18 protein-coding genes are annotated in these 19,031 nt (G+C 60.6%); 3 read left to right on the top strand and 15 right to left on the bottom strand.

The annotated features are described in order from the left end of the window. Positions 1–34 precede the first annotated feature (34 nt). Together BT199_RS04625 and BT199_RS04620 are read right to left on the bottom strand one after the other, a co-directional pair. A complete protein-coding gene (locus BT199_RS04625; RefSeq protein ID WP_014718853.1) occupies positions 35–397 on the bottom strand; it encodes a type 1 fimbrial protein in 363 nt (120 codons plus the stop codon). A gap of 87 nt (positions 398–484) precedes the next feature. Further along, positions 485–1,483 carry a bile acid:sodium symporter family protein gene (locus BT199_RS04620; protein WP_019816810.1) on the bottom strand — a complete coding sequence of 333 codons (999 nt, stop codon included), beginning with the start codon at positions 1,481–1,483 and terminating at the stop codon, positions 485–487. A gap of 85 nt (positions 1,484–1,568) precedes the next feature. Here BT199_RS04620 and BT199_RS04615 point away from each other — a divergent pair, with 85 nt between their 5' ends. Both BT199_RS04615 and BT199_RS04610 read left to right on the top strand, forming a co-directional pair. After that, positions 1,569–2,357 carry an AraC family transcriptional regulator gene (locus BT199_RS04615; RefSeq protein ID WP_014718855.1) on the top strand — a complete coding sequence of 263 codons (789 nt, stop codon included), beginning with the start codon at positions 1,569–1,571 and terminating at the stop codon, positions 2,355–2,357. Between the two features lie 92 nt (positions 2,358–2,449). Continuing rightward, positions 2,450–2,881 carry a hypothetical protein gene (locus BT199_RS04610; protein WP_072434017.1) on the top strand — a complete coding sequence of 144 codons (432 nt, stop codon included), beginning with the start codon at positions 2,450–2,452 and terminating at the stop codon, positions 2,879–2,881. A 286-nt stretch (positions 2,882–3,167) separates the two neighbouring features. Here the strand turns inward: BT199_RS04610 and BT199_RS04605 are convergent, their stop codons facing one another. The 12 genes from BT199_RS04605 to BT199_RS04550 all read right to left on the bottom strand — a co-directional run bounded on the left by BT199_RS04605 (position 3,168) and on the right by BT199_RS04550 (position 14,721). Then, complete coding sequence (locus tag BT199_RS04605) at positions 3,168–4,412, bottom strand: zinc-dependent alcohol dehydrogenase (RefSeq protein ID WP_014718857.1); 1,245 nt, start codon at positions 4,410–4,412, stop codon at positions 3,168–3,170. Positions 4,413–4,495: 83 nt separating this feature from the next. Then, on the bottom strand, positions 4,496–5,614 hold the full coding sequence (locus tag BT199_RS04600) for a carboxylate-amine ligase (protein WP_072434016.1): 1,119 nt from the start codon (positions 5,612–5,614) through the stop codon (positions 4,496–4,498). A 7-nt stretch (positions 5,615–5,621) separates the two neighbouring features. Then, entirely contained in the window at positions 5,622–6,566 is a 945-nt protein-coding gene (locus tag BT199_RS04595) for a N5-glutamine methyltransferase family protein (protein WP_014718859.1), read from the bottom strand. Positions 6,567–6,577: 11 nt separating this feature from the next. Then, the gene (locus BT199_RS04590; RefSeq protein WP_072434015.1) at positions 6,578–7,957 is read right to left on the bottom strand and encodes an iron-containing redox enzyme family protein; all 1,380 of its coding nucleotides are present in this window, start codon (positions 7,955–7,957) and stop codon (positions 6,578–6,580) included. Between the two features lie 209 nt (positions 7,958–8,166). Further along, a complete protein-coding gene (locus BT199_RS04585) occupies positions 8,167–8,442 on the bottom strand; it encodes a type II toxin-antitoxin system RelE/ParE family toxin (protein WP_019816805.1) in 276 nt (91 codons plus the stop codon). Continuing rightward, positions 8,442–8,636 carry a type II toxin-antitoxin system RelB family antitoxin gene (locus tag BT199_RS04580; RefSeq protein WP_014718861.1) on the bottom strand — a complete coding sequence of 65 codons (195 nt, stop codon included), beginning with the start codon at positions 8,634–8,636 and terminating at the stop codon, positions 8,442–8,444. Before BT199_RS04580 ends, BT199_RS04585 begins: the two co-directional genes overlap by 1 nt. Before the next feature lie 145 nt (positions 8,637–8,781). Next, complete coding sequence (locus BT199_RS04575; RefSeq protein WP_003192009.1) at positions 8,782–10,524, bottom strand: ABC transporter substrate-binding protein; 1,743 nt, start codon at positions 10,522–10,524, stop codon at positions 8,782–8,784. A 47-nt stretch (positions 10,525–10,571) separates the two neighbouring features. After that, on the bottom strand, positions 10,572–10,844 hold the full coding sequence (locus tag BT199_RS04570; protein WP_014718862.1) for a DUF2160 domain-containing protein: 273 nt from the start codon (positions 10,842–10,844) through the stop codon (positions 10,572–10,574). An 11-nt stretch (positions 10,845–10,855) separates the two neighbouring features. Then, positions 10,856–11,656 (bottom strand): carbohydrate ABC transporter permease, encoded by an 801-nt coding sequence (locus tag BT199_RS04565; protein ID WP_003192012.1) that lies wholly within the window; start codon positions 11,654–11,656, stop codon positions 10,856–10,858. 10 nt (positions 11,657–11,666) lie between these two features. Next, entirely contained in the window at positions 11,667–12,533 is an 867-nt protein-coding gene (locus tag BT199_RS04560) for a carbohydrate ABC transporter permease (RefSeq protein ID WP_003192014.1), read from the bottom strand. Next, the gene (locus tag BT199_RS04555) at positions 12,530–13,627 is read right to left on the bottom strand and encodes an ABC transporter ATP-binding protein (protein ID WP_072434014.1); all 1,098 of its coding nucleotides are present in this window, start codon (positions 13,625–13,627) and stop codon (positions 12,530–12,532) included. Before BT199_RS04555 ends, BT199_RS04560 begins: the two co-directional genes overlap by 4 nt. After that, complete coding sequence (locus BT199_RS04550; protein ID WP_014718865.1) at positions 13,627–14,721, bottom strand: ABC transporter ATP-binding protein; 1,095 nt, start codon at positions 14,719–14,721, stop codon at positions 13,627–13,629. Before BT199_RS04550 ends, BT199_RS04555 begins: the two co-directional genes overlap by 1 nt. Positions 14,722–15,066: 345 nt before the next feature. Here BT199_RS04550 and BT199_RS04545 point away from each other — a divergent pair, with 345 nt between their 5' ends. Next, positions 15,067–16,881 (top strand): sigma-54-dependent Fis family transcriptional regulator, encoded by a 1,815-nt coding sequence (locus tag BT199_RS04545; protein ID WP_072434013.1) that lies wholly within the window; start codon positions 15,067–15,069, stop codon positions 16,879–16,881. 1 nt (position 16,882) lies between these two features. Here the strand turns inward: BT199_RS04545 and BT199_RS04540 are convergent, their stop codons facing one another. Next, a complete protein-coding gene (locus BT199_RS04540; RefSeq protein ID WP_072434012.1) occupies positions 16,883–19,000 on the bottom strand; it encodes a TonB-dependent receptor family protein in 2,118 nt (705 codons plus the stop codon). Positions 19,001–19,031: the final 31 nt, after the last annotated feature.

Raw genomic sequence — 19,031 nt, 5'->3', positions numbered from 1 at the left:
GCACCGCTGTTGCTGCGGATCGTCGCCCGGCGGCCTACGGCGAAGTCATGGTAATGATGTAGTTGCCTGACTGGATGAGCTTGCCGGCGCTGTCTACCAACACATAACGCTGATCGTAATAGCGCCCCTTGCCGCTGTCCGCCACCAGCCGCACATGGGGTGCATCGACACTGACAACCGGCGCCACACTGCGCACCTCGATTCGGCTGCCACGACTGGATTGGGCACAGCCGCGCAGTTCCATCACCGAACCGCTGCGCGCATTTGTCGCACACCCTGACTCGACAATGGCGCCGCTGAACCTGATGGTGCCCTGCCCCACGGTTTGTGCGGCGCCGCAGGTACTTGCCCACAGCCCCAGAAGGCCAGTCATTACCGCTACACGACGAACGTTCATGCCGACACTCCTTCTTGGGTTAGTTAAGAAGTAAGTCGTCGTCACGCCGGTTAACTTGAGCTTATTTACCCGCGAATGAGAGGTGCATCACGGATCCACCTGCCCCATTAACTCGGGGATGCTCTCCGGCCGCTGGGCATAGCGTTGGGCCAACGCCGCGCAGACCATCAACTGGATCTGGTGAAACAGCATCAACGGCAAAATCAACACGCCCATGCTCGCCCCGGCAAACAGCACCTGCGCCATCGGCACGCCGGTCGCCAGGCTTTTCTTCGAACCACAGAACAAGATGGTGATGCGGTCTTCCTGGTTAAAGCCAAACGCCTTGCCCAGCAGCGTAGACGCCACCAATACCAGGGCCAGCAGCACGCAGCAAGCCACCACCAAGCCGCCCAACTCCCACAGCGGGATCTGGTGCCAGATGCCTTCGTTGACCGCCTCGCTGAAAGCCCCGTAGACCACGAGCAGAATCGAGCCCTGGTCGACGAATTTCAGCCAGGCTTTGTTACGCCCGACCCAGCCACCGATCCATCGGCTGGCAATCTGCCCGGCAATGAACGGCAGCAACAACTGCACGCTGATTTTGACAATCGCATCGACTGTGGAGCCGCCATCCCCATGCACGTTGAGCAGCAGCGCTACCAGCAGCGGCGTCAGGAAGATGCCGAACAGGCTGGACGCCGCCGCGCTGCAGATGGCCGCCGGGATGTTGCCGCGGGCCAGGGAGGTAAAGGCAATCGCCGATTGCACAGTGGCCGGCAAGGCGCAGAGGTAGAGCATGCCCATGTACAGCTCGTTGCCGATCAACGGCGACAGCACTGGCTTGAGCGCCAGGCCCAACAACGGAAATAGTACGAAGGTCAGGCTGAACACCAGCAAATGCAAACGCCAGTGGCCGGCACCGGCGACGATAGCCTTGCGCGACAGCTTGGCGCCGTGGAGGAAAAAAAGCAGCGCGATGGCCAGGTTGGTGACCCAGCCGAACGCCACGGCGGTCTGGCCGCTGGCGGGCAGCAGTGAAGCGAGGATCACCGTGGCGATCAGAGTGAGGGTGAAGTTGTCGGGGAGAAACCGGGGCCGGGTCATAAGCAATTCTTCCAGGGGTTGCCAAGAGCGTCGCGACGACTCTAACGTAACCACCTGTTACCGACTAACGCCAATGAGCCAGTAAATGCCGCCTAAAGGACATGAAAAAGCCGTTCGCCGCAGTGTCCCAGGGCTTTCCAGCCTGCCGAGGCCGGTGTACGGGCGTACTGAATCCTTGCCCAACCGTGCGCTGACGCGACGCCACAGCCACCCGTGGGTGCAGCTGTCCTACGCGATTTCCGGAGTGCTGGAGATCCAGACCAGCGTTGGCCGTTTCGTCGCACCACCGCAGCGCGCGGTGTGGATTCCGGCCGGCATGCCCCATCGGGTGTTCAGTTCACCCCATACGGAAATGCGCAGCTTATACCTCGATTGCAGCGTCACCGCCTGGGCCGCCGAGCGTTGCCAGGTGCTGGAGGTGAGCAGTTTGCTACGCGAGCTGATCCGCAACTTCAGCCAATTGCCGGTGGAATATACCGAGGACGGGCCGGACGGGCGCCTGGCTCAGGTACTGCTCGATCAACTCGCCGCCGCACCCCAGGTGGATTTGATGTTGCCACTGCCTCACGACCCACGGCTGCGACAGATCTACCGCAGCCTCAACCTGCATCCCGAGCAGCAGACGACGTTGGGCGAGTGGAGCCGAAAGCTGGAGGTGAGTGAAAAGACCCTGAGTCGGGTGTTCCTGAGTGACACCGGGCTGACGTTTCGCGCATGGCGCCAGCGCCTGCGCCTGTTGAGCGCCCTGCCCGCCCTGGAACAAGGCGAGCGGGTGACGGATGTGGCATTGGGGTGTGGCTATGAATCGACCTCAGCCTTTATCAATGCATTTCGTCAGCAGTTTGATTCCACCCCCGGTGAATTCTTCCGCTGACCCTCCCACGACGCAAATAATCCCCAAACCCACGCTCGGCTGGTATTGTGCCGCGCTTTGAAACACAGCAACCGACTGCGAGGAAATGGACGTTGAACACTGACGAAAAAATGACCGGGGACCTGTTCGAGGTTGATAAGCGCCTGTCACTCAAGCCCGTGGTGGACTTCAACGCCTACCTGCGCAGCGCCTTCGGCGACGGCACTTGCACCTGCGTGCGCTGCACGGCCAACGGCGGCGATGAAAGCGGTTATGAGTTCCAACACACCTTCACCTTCGACACCAAGCCCCTGCACCGTCGCTTCGCTTCGACGGCGGGCAGTGATGTGTTGATGGCGTTGAAGAAGGCATGGTTGTCGTACACCAAGGCCGAGCTGCCGCTCAGTGGTACGTTGGGGCTGGATACGGTCAACGAGTTTGTCGAGCCACAGTTGCACAAACGCCTGGCGCCGCTGTTTGTCGCCAGTGGGTTGGTCAAGGATGTCGAAGGCCAATTGCGCATCCAGCCGCAAGCCGCAGCCTGACACCGGTTAATGTGGGAAACACCACTGTCAAAGCAAAGAAAATCCATGTGAGAGCTGGCTTGCCTGCTATAGCGGTAGTGCAGTCACAGATGCAGTGACTGTCACACCGCCTTCGCAGGCAAGCCAGCTCCCACATTGGTCATGCATCGCCCACAAAATCAGCGTCCGGCACAGATCCCCTGCGGGAGCGGGCTTGCCCGCGAAGGCAGCGCGTCAGTCACTGAATATTCAACTGAACCACCGCTATAGCAGGCAAACCAGCTCCCACATTTTTCCGGTTATTGGCCTAGAACCCGGGAACACCTTGTACGCGCAACTCAGGGGTCAGTTCGTCCACTGGCTCGGTCAGCGGCCGGTCGCTCCCACCCGGTAGCAGGATCACCTTGCGGCATTCCTCTTCGGCTTTATCAAACAGCTCATACCCCCGCGCCGCCTGCTCCAGGGGCAGCCGGTGAGTGATGATCGCCTCCGGGTGCAGATGCCCCAGCTCGATGTGCTCCAACAACTCCGGTAAGAACCGCTGCACATGGGTCTGGCCCATCTTGAAGGTCAGCCCCTTGTCGAAGGCATCGCCGAACATGAAGCCATGGATAAACCCGGCATACACCCCGGCGACACTGACCACGCCACCGCGACGCACGGCGGCGATGCACTGGCGCAGCGCCTTGCCGCTGCTACCTTCGATCTTGAGGGCAGTGAGCAGGGTTTCTGTAGTGCTGCCCTTGGCCTCGAAACCCACCGCGTCCACCACACCATCGACGCCGCGCATGCCGGCGGTCTGGCGGATGATGGTGTCCGCCGGGTCCTCGTCTTCTTCGAAGTTGATCGGGATCACACCGTACATTTTCTGCGCATAGGCCAAACGATACGGATGGTCGTCGACCATGAAGATCTGCTCGGCGCCCAACATTTGTGCGCAAGCCGCACTGAGCAGGCCCACCGGCCCGGCGCCATAAATCGCCACACTAGAGCCTTTGCCAATGCCGGCATTGGTCACTGCCTGCCAGGCGGTGGGCAGGATATCGGAGAGGAACAGCACCTTCTCATCCGCCAGGGTGCCGGGCACCTTGAACGGCCCGGTGTTGGCCTTGGGCACCCGCACCCACTCCGCCTGGCCGCCGGGAATGCCGCCATACAGACGGCTGTAGCCGAACAGCGCAGCACCCGGCGGGATGGCTTTTTTATTCAGGATCGCACCGCGCCCATCGTTGGTGGTTTCGCAAGCGGCGAATTGCTGGAGCTGGCAGAAGAAACAATCGCCACAGGCAATCACAAACGGAATCACCACACGGTCGCCGGGTTGCACGGCAGTAACGGCCGGGCCGGTTTCTTCGACGATGCCCATGAACTCATGGCCGAAGATATCGCCGTGCTCCACGGTCGGGATCTTGCCCCGGTACAGGTGCAGGTCCGAGCCACAGATCGCGGTGGCGGTGACCCGCAAAATAATGTCGTCGGGTTGTTCAATGATCGGATCGGGCACGGTATCCACCTGCACCTTGTGTGCGCCCTGGTAAGTCATCGCTCGCATGCTCTGCGCTCCTGCCGTTGAGGGGTTACTAATTAAGGACAGAGCAGCCCCTCAGTGTTCCTTCGACGTAGAGCGACACCCGATCAATGGTCGCCGCGCGTCTGGGCCAACAGCAGGTCGACTACCTGGCGCACGCTGGCAATTGCATCGGCGCCGCTGGCCTGGGCCTGGGCGTGCCAGCGCAACTGCTCAGTCGCGCTGTTGCCGCGTTGCAGCAAGGCATCCAAGGTATCGAACAACAGCGGCTCGCCCATCGCCTCTGCGGTGGCGGCAAAGGTCTGTCGGGCGTATTGCAGCCATTGCTCAGCGCTGCCCAGGGTGCCGGTGTCGTCCAACGCAAAGGTACCAGCGGCCCCATAACGCTTGGCCTGCCAGCGATTCTCCTTGAGCAGCCAGCGCGCCTCGGCACTGAACCTGGCTCCAGGGCGCTGCATCGCGCAGGCATGGGTAACCATCACCCGAAACAGCGTGGCGAGGGCCAAGGCGTCCGCCAGCCGTGGGCAGGCGTCGGTCATGCGCAGTTCCAGGGTGGGGTAACGCGCCGCCGGGCGAATGCCCCACCAGCCATTGCCATCGGCCTTGATCGCGCCGATGCGCTGCAAAAGGGCCAGGTAGCGCAGGTACTCGGTCCAGTCGCTAAAGTGCTCCGGCACGCCCATGCGGGGCCACTCGTCGCACGCGGCCTGGCGGTAGCTCATGAAGCCGCTGGGCGCGCCGTCCCAGAAAGGCGATGAGCAACTGAGCAGCAACAACAACGGCAGCCACGGCGACACCTGGTTCATCACCGCGATACGGTCCAGCGTTTGAGGCACCTGCACATGCACATGCAGCCCGCACAACACACTGCGCCGCGCTACATATTGAATATCGTCGAACAGTTGCCGGAAATGCGCCTGATCGGTCGGCTGTTGACCACGCCAATCGGCCAGGGGGTGGCTGCCGGCGCACACCACACCGAGGCCGAACTCAGCCAGGGATTGCGCCAGGTTGCGGCGTACTGCTCGGAAGTAGTCCGCCGCTTCGGCGCTGGAGGTGAACACCGGAGAGGCCGCCTCGATCTGGCCCTGGAACATCTCAAACGAGAAGCCTGCGCCAATCGCTTCGCGGCAGGCTGCCAGCACCGCCGCCGAGGGCTCGCCGACCATCTGGCGGCTGTGCAGGTCGGTGATGAAGTATTCCTCTTCAATGCCAAAGGTGAGCATCGGGTATTCAGCGCAATCGGGTGACAGTCAGTGCGACCACGGCGATGCGCTCCACCTGCTCATAGCCGGGCTTTTCCAGTTCTTCACCGAAAACGTCCGGGTCCAGTTCGCGGTAGGTCCAGCCGTAGGCGTCGCTGCCTAGCAGTGGCTTGACCGCCTCCAGGAAAGGGTCGCTGCCGGCCACCATCGCCACCCCGGTATACAGCAGCAGGCTACCGCCCAGGGCCAGGCGCCCGATGGACTCACTGACGATGCGCAGCGACAACTGCTCCCCCAAGGCGCCGCCGCCATGGCGATAGGCGCGCTGGCGGTCATCTTTCATGTACGGCGGGTTGGCGACGATCAGGTCGAATTCGCCCTCCACACTGGCCAGCACGTCACTGTGGTACACGCTGACGTTATTCAGCGCGGCCAGCTCGGCATTCACCGCGGTCATGCGCAGGGCACGGGGGTTGATATCCACCGCCAGCACCTGGGCGTCATGCCGGGCTTGGGCAATCACCAGCGCGCCGACACCGGCGCCACAGCCGATGTCCACGGCGCGCTTGAGCGGCTCGAAACGTTGTTGCAGGTAAGCTTCGATTACCTGGGCAAAGCGATAGCTATCGGGGCCGAAAAACACCGCGTCCGCCTGGTCGGTGGGATAAGGCGAATGGGCGAACAGCAGCTCGTCGAGGCTCGACCATCGCACTGCGCTGCGCCATAGCGCGCCGTGCTTTTCGATCACATCCGCTTGCTGCAATTCTTCACGCAGGGCCTCGGGCAGCAGGCCTTGATCGAACGGCATCGACCAACCGAACACATCGCGCAGCGTCATTGCCAGGGGCGTCGCCAGCCGCCGATAGACACGCTCATGGGTCAAGGGCGTTGGCGTGATAAAGCGATAACCACCCTCCTTCAACCCCCGGCCCAGATTCAACAAGGCACGATCAGCCAGTTGTTGCGCAGACATAGGCACATTCCTTAGCGCAGGCGCGCACGCAGTTGGATAAAGCGGCGAGTGGCATACAGCCCGGCAGGCGTGCAATGACGGCGTGCCGACAGCCACGGGATCAGTGCATTGAGCTGTTGCTCATCGGGCAAGTTGCACAATGACTCCGCCAAAGCCTGGGTATCCGGGTCCGCTGGACGATGCTGCTCGCGGGAAAACCGGCTGCCGCGTCCCGGCCGCACGGGCGGCACGCGTTCGCTGGCAACCCATTCACCCGCAATCCAGTCATGGATCAGTTGTTTTTCAAAACCGCTGAACACTCCGAACATCGCGGCGCCAGCGCCCTCGATCAATTGCCAGAAGCGACTGTTGGTGGGGTCCTGGTTGTGCTTGATCCAGCCTTTGTCTTCGAGGGCCTTGAGGAAAGCGCCGATCTGCCCAGGCCGGGCCAGCCATTGGTTGACGGTCTGCCCTTCAAAGCGGCAATAGTCCGAATGCATGTGCTGGCCGAAGGCGCGCTTGCGCTCAAGCATCGCCACAACCTCGTCCTGCAAGTTGAAGTGTTTGATGATAGACGTGGTTCCCAGGCCCAAATCATTCAGACGGTAGCCTGCCGCCACACGGCGATAGAAGTCTGCCCTGCCCTCGCCCAGCGGCAACAGGTTCAGCACCGATTGTGCAGCTTTGCACGCGTGGCCACTGCTGGCGTTGTCGATGGTGACATGCAGCGTGAAGTAATAAGGGTCGATGCCTAGCTCACTGAGTTCATAGGCGGTGATCAACAGGTGCAGCGGCAGTTGCTCGTAACCCAGGTTGAAGCCAATGACCTCCGGCAGGAACTCGTCGGCGCACACGCCAAGCGCCAGTTGCAGCGCGCCTTGCAGGTAATGGTCATCCTCAAGGCCGGCGTCGCTGTCGGCATCGTGCTCGCTGAGCAACTTGCGGTAGATCACCACATGGTTCTGCGCAGCTTCACCGTCGCCCAATTCTTCCAGGTAAGTGGTGAGCAGGCCGTCGAAGCGCTGGTCTTGCCAATAGCGCAGCAAGCCATAGAGCCAGGCGCCGTCGACCTGTTTAGTGGGTGCCACGCGCTGCAGAAAGTACAACGCATGGGCCTTGTTCTGGAAATACCGCCGTGGCCCACCTTGCCGGCGCTGCTCAAGATAGTCGGCATAGGCCTGGGCCACCTCGGCGCAGCGTTGCTCGACCCAGGCCATCAGCTGTTCGGGCGCCTCTGGCAAGTCGCAGTCGGTGGCCTCTACCAGGGCCAATTGATCGTGCAGGTATTCACGCGCCAGTTCGGTGGCGTCTCGGGTTTCGCCATACAGCTGTTGGTACACCTGTTGATGGCGGCCCTGGGCCGAATCGGTGAGAGAGGCCGGCTGGCCTGACAGCGCTGTGAGGAGTGTCATGATGGCAGTTTCCGCAAAGTCCGTTACAACGGGCCTCCCACAAGGTGGCCCTGCAATAGCGCTTGAAAACATGCGCTTCTAAGATGCAGAACCTTGAGATGTGCGGAAAATTCAGATTGGATTGTTAACGTGGGGACAAGCGGTCGCGGTGCTATTGCGATGGGGACATTGGGTCACCAAATCGTGCCTCACGCGATAGGAGGAGAAAATCAGGGATACTCTTGCCGAGCGTGCAACACGTTGACTATCTCGATGCGCTCTGCTGTTACTCGATACACTAGGACGTAATTGGGGTGAACGACGACCTCCCGCGTACCGGGCACACGGCCGTTCGGATACAGGTAAGGATGCTCGGTCAGTGGCAGAGGCGCACCTTCAAGACGTGTCTTGATACGTCGCGCCGCCCCAGGATTCTCTTCTGCAATGAAAGTAACGATGTCAATCAGGTCGCTGATAGCCTCATCAAGCCAAACAACGCTTAACATCAGGCTTTGGCCCACTGCTTGCGTTCTGCTTCAAGGATAATCGCCTCGACCCTCGCCATGACTTCGTCATGGGGTACACCGGGTCCGGGGTTGGCCAAGCTTTTTTCGACTTTGGCGCGAAACCAAAGATCATGACTATTCGCCTGCTCCTCGGTTTCAAATTCGGAAACAATTGGGGAAAGTGGAACACCCATAAGATGACCTCCTGTATGAATGCTCAGCAGTTTAGTCCCAAGCTAGCAAGCTGTCTCGGAGCACCAGATGAAATGCAGGTGGCTCACCCACAAAAAAAAACAACGGCACGCAAGCGTGCCGTTGTGTTCAGCTCATTCAGCGAAATTACTTACGTGCCGCCTCCCACTGCTTGAGCAGGTCGTTGTAGTTCACGGTTTCGCCCTTGGGCTTCTCGTTGGCCAGTTTCGGCTTCGGCGCGCCCGGCTGGTCAAACCAGTATTGCGCGTCACGCTCGGGGTTCATTTTCGGGCCGCACACCGGTTGCACCTTTGAGCGTTCCAGGCGCGTCATGATCGCATCCTGCTCCTTGGCCAGGTTGTCCAGCGCCTGTTGCGGGGTTTTCTCGCCGCTGGCCGCTGCGGCGATGTTGCTCCACCACAGTTGCGCCAGGCGCGGGTAGTCCGGCACGTTGGTGCCCGTCGGGGACCACTCGGTGCGGGCCGGGCTGCGGTAGAACTCCACCAGGCCACCGAGTTTGGGCGCCATGTCGGTCATGGCCTGGGAGTTGATATCGGACTCACGAATCGGCGTCAGGCCAACGATGGTTTTCTTCAGCGACACGGTTTTTGAGGTCACGAATTGCGCGTAGAGCCAGGCCGCGAGTTTCTGCTTTTCGGGCGTGGACTTGAGGAAGGTCCAGGAACCTACGTCCTGATAGCCCTTCTTCATGCCCTTTTCCCAATACGGCCCGACTGGGGACGGTGCCATGCGCCATTTCGGCGTACCATCGGCATTCACCACCGGCAGGCCCGGCTTGACCATGTCGGCGGTAAACGCGGTGTACCAGAAGATCTGCTGGGCGATGTTGCCCTGGGACGGCACCGGGCCGGATTCGGAGAAGGTCATGCCCGCCGCTTCCGGTGGCGCGTAGGCTTTCATCCAGTCCACGTATTTCTGCGTGGCGAATACCGCCGCCGGGCCGTTGGTGTCGCCGCCGCGGGTGACGCTGGAGCCCACCGGGTGGCAATCCTCTACACGGATGCCCCACTCGTCCACCGGCAAGCCGTTGGGCAAGCCTTTGTCGCCGCCGCCGGCCATGGAGAACCAGGCATCGGTGAAACGCCATCCCAGGGACGGGTCTTTCTTGCCGTAGTCCATGTGCCCATAAATGCGCTTGCCGTCGATTTCCTTGACGTCTTCGCTGAAGAACTTGGCGATGTCTTCATAAGCCGACCAGTTCACCGGCACGCCCAGGTCGTAGCCGTATTTCTCCTTGAACTTGGCCTTCAGCTCCGGCCGCTCGAACCAGTCGGCGCGGAACCAGTAGAGGTTGGCGAACTGCTGGTCGGGCAACTGGTAGATCTTGCCGTCCGGCGCGGTGGTGAAAGACAGGCCGATAAAGTCCTTGAGGTCCAGGGTGGGCGAGGTGAAATCCTTACCTTCGTTGGCCATCAGGTCGGTGATGGACTCGGTCTTGCCGTAGCGAAAGTGCGTACCGATCAAGTCGGAATCGTTGACCCAGCCGTCATAGATATTCTTGTCGGATTGCATCTGGGTTTGCAGCTTCTCCACCACGTCGCCTTCCTGCAGCAGGTCGTGGGTCAGCTTGATGCCGGTGATTTCACTGAAGGCCTTGGCCAGCACCTTGGATTCGTACTCGTGGGTGGTGAGGGTTTCCGACACCACGTTGATCTTCATCCCACGGAACGGCTCCGACGCCTTGATAAACCACTTCAACTCCTCCAACTGCTGGGCTTCGGTAAGGGTCGAGGGTTTGAACTCGCTGCCGATCCATTTTTTCGCGGCATCTTCATACGCATCAGCCCAGGCCGAAGCGCTCAAACCACTGAGGGCCAGTACGGCGGCCAATGAAATGCTATGTCGCAGCTTATTGTTTTTATTCAACATAGAGACCTCCAGGTTAGTTTCAAACGGGGCTTGCAGGAGCGAGCTTGCTAGCCCCAACGCATCACACTCAACAGCCAAACAAGGGAGAGCGCGGACGCCACCCAGATACTCCAGTCGGTAACGCCAATGACCAGCAAATGCAGGTAGGCGCTACCGAGAAGACCGATAAACAAGCGATCCCCACGGGTGGTGCTGATCGGCAGCAAACCGCGCCGCGGGATACTCGGCGAACGTAATTCCCAAGTGGTCATGCCCGCCAGAATCAGGGCAATGCCGCCAAAGAACAGCGCAGTGGGGGTGGTCCAGGCCATCCATTCCATCATCGACTCCTCTAGACCCGGCCCAGGGCAAAGCCCTTGGCCACGTGGTTGCGTACAAACCAGATCACCAGCATGCCCGGCAGGATGGTCAACACCCCCGCCGCTGCCAGCACGCCCCAATCAATGCCGGACGCCGACACCGTGCGGGTCATCACCGCTGCGATGGGCTTGGCGTTGACCGAGGTGAGCGTGCGCGCCAGCAGCAGTTCGACCCAGGAAAACATGAAACAGAAAAACGCCGTGACGCCGATACCGGAGCCAATCAGCGGGATAAAAATCTTCACGAAGAACTTGGGAAAACTATAGCCATCGATGTAGGCGGTTTCGTCGATTTCCTTGGGTACGCCGGACATGAAGCCTTCAAGGATCCATACCGCCAACGGCACGTTGAACAGGCAATGGGCCAGGGCCACGGCGATGTGCGTGTCGAACAGGCCAATGGATGAATACAGCTGGAAGAACGGCAGCAGGAACACTGCCGGCGGCGCCATGCGGTTGGTCAGCAGCCAGAAGAACAGGTGCTTGTCACCCAGGAAGCGATAGCGCGAGAACGCATACGCCGCTGGTAACGCCACGCTCAGGGAGATCACGGTGTTCAGGCTCACGTAGTACAGCGAGTTGAGGTAGCCGGTGTACCAGCTCGGGTCGGTGAAGATCACCTTGTAGTTGGCCAGGGTGAAATCCTGCGGAAACAGGGTCAGGCCGCCGAGGATTTCGGTGTTGCTCTTGAAGGACATGTTCAGCAGCCAGTAGATCGGCACCAGCAGGAACAGGATGTAAACGAGTAGTGGAATCAGCTTGCGCTTGCTCATGTTGGCGGCCTCAGCGGTTGGCGTCGGAATGGGTCATGGCGGTGTAGAACAGCCAGGACACCAACAGGATGATCAGGAAGTACACCAGGGAAAACGCCGCCGCCGGGCCCAGGTCGAATTGGCCGACGGCCATCTGGGTAAGCGTCTGGCTCAGGAAAGTGGTGGCATTACCCGGCCCGCCGCCGGTGAGCACGAAGGGTTCGGTGTAGATCATGAAGCTGTCCATGAAGCGCAGCATCACCGCGATCAGCAGCACGCTTTTCATCTTCGGCAACTGGATATGTCGGAACACCGCCCAGGCCGATGCACGATCAATCCGCGCAGCCTGGTAGTACACGTCCGGAATGGCCCTTAAACCTGAGTAGCACAGCAGCGCTACCAGCGAGGTCCAATGCCACACATCCATCACCAGTACGGTGACCCAGGCGTCCATGGTGTTGGCAGCGTAGTTGTAGCTGATGCCCAGGGCGTTGAGGGTCGAGCCCAGCAGGCCGATGTCGGCACGGCCAAAAATCTGCCAGATAGTGCCGACCACGTTCCACGGAATCAGCAAGGGAATGGCGAGGATGATCAGCACCAGCGAGGACCAGCGGCCCTTGGTGGGCATGGTCAGGGCGATGGCGATGCCCAGTGGGATCTCGATCAACAGCACGCAGGCCGAGTAGATGAACTGGCGCAGCAGCGAGTCGTGCAGGCGCGGGTCGAGTAGCACCTGCTTGTACCAGTCGGCTCCGACGAAATAGCGGCTGGATTGGTCGAAAATGTCCTGCACCGAATAGTTGACCACGGTCATCATCGGGATCACCGCACTGAACGCCACCAGCAGGAACACCGGCAACACCAGCCACCAGGCCTTGTTGTTCTGCACTTTGTTCATGGCGCCACCTCCAGCAGGTAATCGTCGGCGTAGAGCATCAGCCATTGCGTCGGGAAGCTGATGGAAGCCTTGCCTTCCGGCACCGGCTTGTCCTCGGCCAGGCGCACCTTGAGGGTGGCGCCGTCGAGGTTGAGGGTCATGATCTTGTAGGTGCCCAGGTCTTCCACATGTACGACGTCGGCTTGCAGGGCGTCAGGGTTGTACTCGTCCCATACGTGGATAAATTCCGGACGAATGCCGACCTGGAGCTTTTTGTAGTCGGTGGTTTCGAGACGTTGCTGCATCGCTTCGGACAGCGGCAACAGGGTATTGGCGAACCCTACACCGCCAGCCTTGGCCTGCACCTCGATCAGATTCATCCCAGGGCTACCGATGAAGTAACCGACAAAGGTGTGGCTGGGCCGCTCGAACAATTCACGCGGCGTACCGAACTGCACGATCTGCCCGCCGTACATCACCGCGATCTTGTCGGCGAACGTGGAGGCTTCCAGCTGATCGTGGGTGACGTAGACCATGGTGATATTGAACTGCTCGTGAATCTGCTTGAGCTTGCGCCGTAGTTTCCACTTCAGGTGCGGGTCGATCACCGTCAGCGGCTCGTCGAACAGGATCGCCGACACGTCATCGCGCACCAGGCCACGGCCCATGGAGACTTTCTGTTTTTCGTCGGCGGTGAGGTTGCGGGCTTTTTTGCTCAGCAGGTTTTGCAGGTCGAGGACTTCGGCGATTTCCTGCACCTTGCTGTGAATTTTCGCTTCGGCCATGCCCTGGTTGCGCAGCGGGAACGCCAGGTTGTCGAACACCGTCATGGTGTCGTACACCACCGGGAACTGGAACACCTGGGCGATATTGCGTTTCTCTGGGGTGAGATCGTTGACCACTTGGGTATCGAACAGCACCTGGCCTTCGGACGGGCTGAGCAGGCCGGAAATGATATTGAGCAGCGTGGACTTGCCGCAGCCCGACGGCCCGAGCAAGGCGTAGGCACCGCCCTGCTCCCACACATGATTCATTTCACGAATGGCGTAATCTTCTGGCCCTGTGGGTGTAGGACTATAGCTATGGGCCAGGTTGCGCAAATGGATCTCGGCCATCAGGCAACCCTCGCGACACGGCGTCCGGGGGCCTGGACCAAGCGGCCCTGACCATCGAACACAAACAGTTTATGGGTGGGGATATACACACGGATCGGCGCGTCGACATCGTATTCATGCACCCCCGGCAGGTGCAGCACCAGCAGGAAGTGCTCACTGCGCACATGCAGAAAGGTTTCCGAGCCGCTGATCTCGGCGACTTCCACGGTCACCGCCAGCTCCAGGTCATCATCATTACTGGGTACCAGGCTGATATGGCTGGGGCGCACGCCAAAGCGGAACTCGCCTTCGCCGATAGGACGCAGGTCAACATTGAGTGGGAAATGCACGAAGTTGGCGAAACTCACTTCGTTGCCGCTGATGCGCCCTGGCATCAGGTTGATCGGCGGCTCGGAGAACAGCTCAGCGGCGAGGACAGTTTGCGGCTGGTGGTAGACCTCGGCGGCCTTGCCGCTTTGGATCACCCGCCCCTCATGAAGAATGGTGGTGGTGCCACCCAAGGCCAGGGCCTCGTTGGGCTCGGTGGTGGCATATATCGCGATGGTGTGGCGCGCCTTGAACAGTTCGCGCATTTCCTGACGCAGCTCTTCGCGCAGTTTGTAGTCCAGGTTGACCAGCGGCTCATCGAACAGAATCAGTTCAGCGTCTTTCACCAGGGCGCGGGCCATGGCGGTGCGTTGCTGCTGGCCACCGGACAATTCCAGGGGGTGGCGCTGCAGGAATTTCTCGATGCGCAGCATCTTGGCGGTTTCCAGCACCTTGCTCTGGATCACCTCCTGGGACACACCGGCCTGGCGCAACGGCGAGGCGATGTTCTCGAACACGGTCATGGTCGGGTAGTTGATGAACTGCTGGTAGACCATCGACACATTGCGCAGGCGCACCGGCTTTTGCGTGACATCCACGCCGTTCATCAGGATGCGGCCGCTGTCGGGCTTGTCCAGGCCGGCCATCAGGCGCATCAGGCTGGTCTTGCCGGATAGGGTGCGACCGAGCAGGACGTTGAAAGAACCGGCTTCGAACCGCAGGTTGGCGTCGTCGATCCAGGTTTGGCCGTCGACAACGCGGGAGACATGTTCCAGGGTCAATGACATGACACGACCTTTTTATTATTGGAATGAATCTGGTCCGTTGTCAGAGCGAGTTTCGTGCCAATACCGCAAGCGCTTGATGTGTAAGGAGATGGTCGAATGGTGATGTTCGGGAGTGAACAATCCGGCTGAACAATTGAACACTGCCGGGGTTGACAATGAACAGTTGTGAACAACACTCTCATGACCAACACAGGGTAAATGTGGGAGCGGGCTTGCTCGCGAATGCGGTGGGTCAGTCAATCATCGGTCGACTGATACACCGTATTCGCGAGCAAGCCCGCTCCCACAGTTTGAATCGGTTTCTTCAGTTAGATATGCAATAACAATAAAAATGAAGGTCGCACGATGGCCGAACCCTTGACCCACGACACCCTTATCCAGGAATCCTGGCGCCGTTGCCGCGCCTACGGCCTGGATCACCAGAGCACCCCCAGCTTTGACCAACTGCCCGCCGAGGGCATTCGCCATCTCCTGGAAAGCCAGCATTCACTTGTGCAGACCACTCATCAGGAAGTGCTGCCCTACTACGAAAATATCCTCAGCAACTCCAACTGCCTGATCATGCTGGCCGACAATCAGGGCCAGGTCCTGACGTCGTGGGGCACCCAGCGGTTTATCGAACCCAGGCTGGCCCGTGGCTTCAGCCCCGGCGCCAGTTGGATGGAACGCGCCAGTGGCACCAATGCCATCGGCACCGCACTGGCCTGCGCCCAGGCCGTGCATATTGAACACGATGAACACTTCCTGAAGGCCAACCGCTTCATGACCGGCTCCGCGGCGCCGATTTTCGATGCCCAGCGCGAAATCATCGCCGTGCTGGATGTGTCCAGCGACAGTTACCTGCCGCCCTCCCACACCCTGGGCATGGTCAAGATGATGAGCCAGACCGTGGAGAATCGGCTGATCCTCAACCTGTTTCGCGGCGAACACTTCCAACTGACCTTCAACACCGGCTTGAGCAACCTAGACAGCCAATGGGCCGGCCTGTTGATCTTTGATGAAAGCGGCCAGGTGCTTTCGGCCAATCGGCGCGCAGATAATCTGCTGGGCATCAGCCTGTCGCGGGTGATGATCGACAGCCTGTTCAAGGTCTCGCTGCTGGAGTTGCTCAACCAACCGGAAGGGCTGCCCTTCGCCTTGCAGGCGGCGGGACGCAATCGGTTCCAGTGCCTGTTGAAGCGGCCCAAACAGATGCCGGTGCAGGCCCGGCTGTTCAGCCAACCGCCGCCAGCACCGACGTCGATCAACCTTCAGACCCTACATTTTGGCGATGTGCGCGTGGAAAAAGCCGTGCGCCAGGCCGAGCGCCTGTTGGAGAAGGACATTCCGCTGTTGATCCATGGCGAGACCGGCGTAGGCAAAGAGGTGTTCGTCAAAGCCCTGCACCAGGCCAGTTCCCGCAGCCGACAGGCGTTGATCGCGGTGAACTGTGCAGCGATCCCCGCAGAGCTGGTGGAATCGGAACTGTTCGGCTACGAAAAAGGCGCCTTCACCGGCGCCAACCAGAAAGGCAGCATCGGCCTGATCCGCAAGGCGGACAAGGGCACGCTGTTTCTCGACGAGATTGGCGATATGCCGCTGCCCACCCAGGCCCGCCTGTTACGAGTATTGCAGGAGCGCTGTGTGCAACCGGTGGGCAGCAGCGAGGTGTTCCCGGTGGACTTGCGCATCATCTCGGCGACCAACCGCGCTCTGCGCGAACTGGTACAGGCCGGACGCTTTCGCGAGGACTTGTACTACCGCATCGGGGGCCTGACCCTGGAATTGCCGCCATTGCGCGAGCGTACCGACAAGCAGGCGCTATTCCAGCTACTGTGGCAGCAACACCGCGAACCGACGCAATGGGCCGGGCTGAGCGCCGAGGTGCTGAGGCTATTCGAGCAACACCCGTGGCCGGGGAATTTACGCCAGGTGAGCAGCGTGTTGCAGGTGGCGTTGGCAATGGCCGAGGAGCAGCCGATCCGCGCAGAGCACCTGCCCGATGATTTTTTTGTGGATTTGCAGGCGACAGTGCCGCTGTCTAAACCTGAACACCTGGATGAAAGTCTCGACCTGAGCCAGCGCCTGGAAGCCGTGGGCGGGAATATTTCCCACCTGGCGCGAGAGCTGGGGGTGAGTCGCAACACCCTGTACAAGCGCCTGCGCCAACACGAAGGTTGATTTAACGCCAGCTCCAGGAAACGCCGGTGTAGATACCCCGCCCGTCAGCGGGGGTTGAACGTGCAGCGTCCATGCCTTTGTCGTCGTAGCCCGGCGTGACGGTGTTGGTGTAACGGCGGTTGGTGAGGTTGCGCAGGTCGACCCAGGCTTGCCAGTCCTGCTGGGGCGCGTCGTAGCCGAAGGTAGCGCCGAGGGTGGTGTAGGCCGCCGCGTAGTAGGAATTGGCGTAGTCCACCGCTACCCGTGATGCATGCTCGGTATTGAGGCTGGTGTAGAAACCCGTCGGGTGGCTGTAGCGCAGTTGCGCCTGGTAATAGTGCTTGGGAATGCCGGGCAAGGTGTTGTCGCCGAAACGCTCGTCGTCGCGGTAGTGGAAGTCGCTGAAGGTGTAGGCCTGGCGCAGCTCGAGCTTACCGCTGCCGCCGCCGTCCCACAGCGGGCTGAGCAGGCTCAGTTCCACGCCCTGGTGCACGGTGGGGCTGGCGTTGGATTCGGCGATGATAGCGTTGCTGGTGGCAGTCTGGGCCTGGGTCTCTACAGAAAGCAGCTCGTGGCGAACTTCCGAGCGATAGAGCGCCAGGTCCCACTGGCCGAGCCAGGCTTCACCGCGCCCGCCGACTTCCAGGGTGGTGGCGGTCTGATTACGCAGCTTCACGCCTTCGCGCTGCAACCCCGTGGCTGCCCCACTGCCCGGGCCAAAGTATTTGTTCGAGCCCCAGATCATCGACCACGCGTGCGGTGGCTCCACCGAGCGGCTCAGGTTGCCGTAAATCTGCAGCTGCGGGGTGAAGTCGTAACGCAGGCCAATGCGCGGCGCGTAATCCCAATCATGCTGACTGAGCGGTGCCTGGCCGTCAGGGTAAGTGACCTGGGTTTCGCGGCGCGTATAGATGGCGGCAAGGCCGGTGGTCAGCCACAGATCCTCCACCAGTTCCAGCTCGTTGCCTACATGCAGCACAGTATCGGAGCCCAGGTAGCTGTAGTCGCGGGTGTTGGTGCCGGGGGCATAAATGGCAGTATTGCCCGCAGGGATGCGCACGTATTCCGACGCGCCATTGTTCGGCATCGCCTGGGTAGTACGCAGGCCGAGAGTGGTGGTGCTGGCATGGCCGAACAGGCTGTCCTGCCGGATGTAATTCAGGGTGCCGCTGATATCGGTGTAGGCAACTTTGAGGCGGTTGGTGCCTTCGCGCAGGTCCATGGGGTAATCGTGATAGGCCAGCCCGACCTCGACCCGAGCGTTATCGTCCAACCGCAAGGTGGTCTTGTTGGCAATCCAGGTAGAGCCCGGTTGCAGGCGTTTTGAATCGCGGGCGGCGTTGAGGCTGTTGGCGGCACGCGGATCATGGCTGATCTGGTCACGCGTGAGTCTGCCGGGAGAATCGTTGGTGGTTTCGCGATAACGCAAGTAGAAGCGCGTTTCCAGGTCCGGGTTAAAGCGATAGCCAAAGTTGGCGGCGATGCCCTTGCCGGTACCAGCGCTCTGGTGCTGATAACCGTCGGACTCCGAATCGGTGAGGCTGATGTAATAGTCGGCGTCCCCCAGCACCTGCCCGGAACTGACTTCGCGTTGGGCATAGCCGCGACTGCCGACCTCATAGCGCACTTGCAGCTTGGGCGCGTCCAAGCCGGTGCGGGTAACGTAGTTGACCGCACCGCCCAAGGCCAATGCACCCTGATCGAACCCGTTGGCGCCACGCAGCACCTCTACCCGGCTTTGCCACAGCGGGTCCTTGAGCTCATAGGGCGTGCCGCCTGGGCCGGTAAGCGGCAGGCCGTCGAACATTTCATACAGGCCGGAGGCATGGGCACCGGGGGCGCGGTTCAGGCCCGAGCCACGAATGGACACCTTCACCCCTTCGTTATTGGCCGCCTTGGCGTAAACACCAGCCTGGTACTTGAAGACATCCTCGTTGGTGCTGACCCGTCCCTGTTGCACGCTGTCCATATCGATGTAATTGGTGCCGCCGGGCACGCTTTTGAGCTGCGCCTGGGCGATTTCTGCGGCACTGGCCTCAGCCGTAGTGACTTCAACCGGCGCCAATTGCAGGCCTTCGGCCTGTACCAGCGAACTGAGGGTCAAGGCGGCAAAAATAAACGGGGGGTGGCGCAGCAGCATTGGGAGCAGGTCCTTGGAATCCGGGAACGTG

Source organism: Pseudomonas sp. NFR02, assembly GCF_900119375.1.
Lineage (GTDB): Bacteria > Pseudomonadota > Gammaproteobacteria > Pseudomonadales > Pseudomonadaceae > Aquipseudomonas > Aquipseudomonas paracarnis.
Note: the sequence above shows the minus strand (reverse complement) of the source record. Positions and strands in the feature narration are given on the sequence as shown.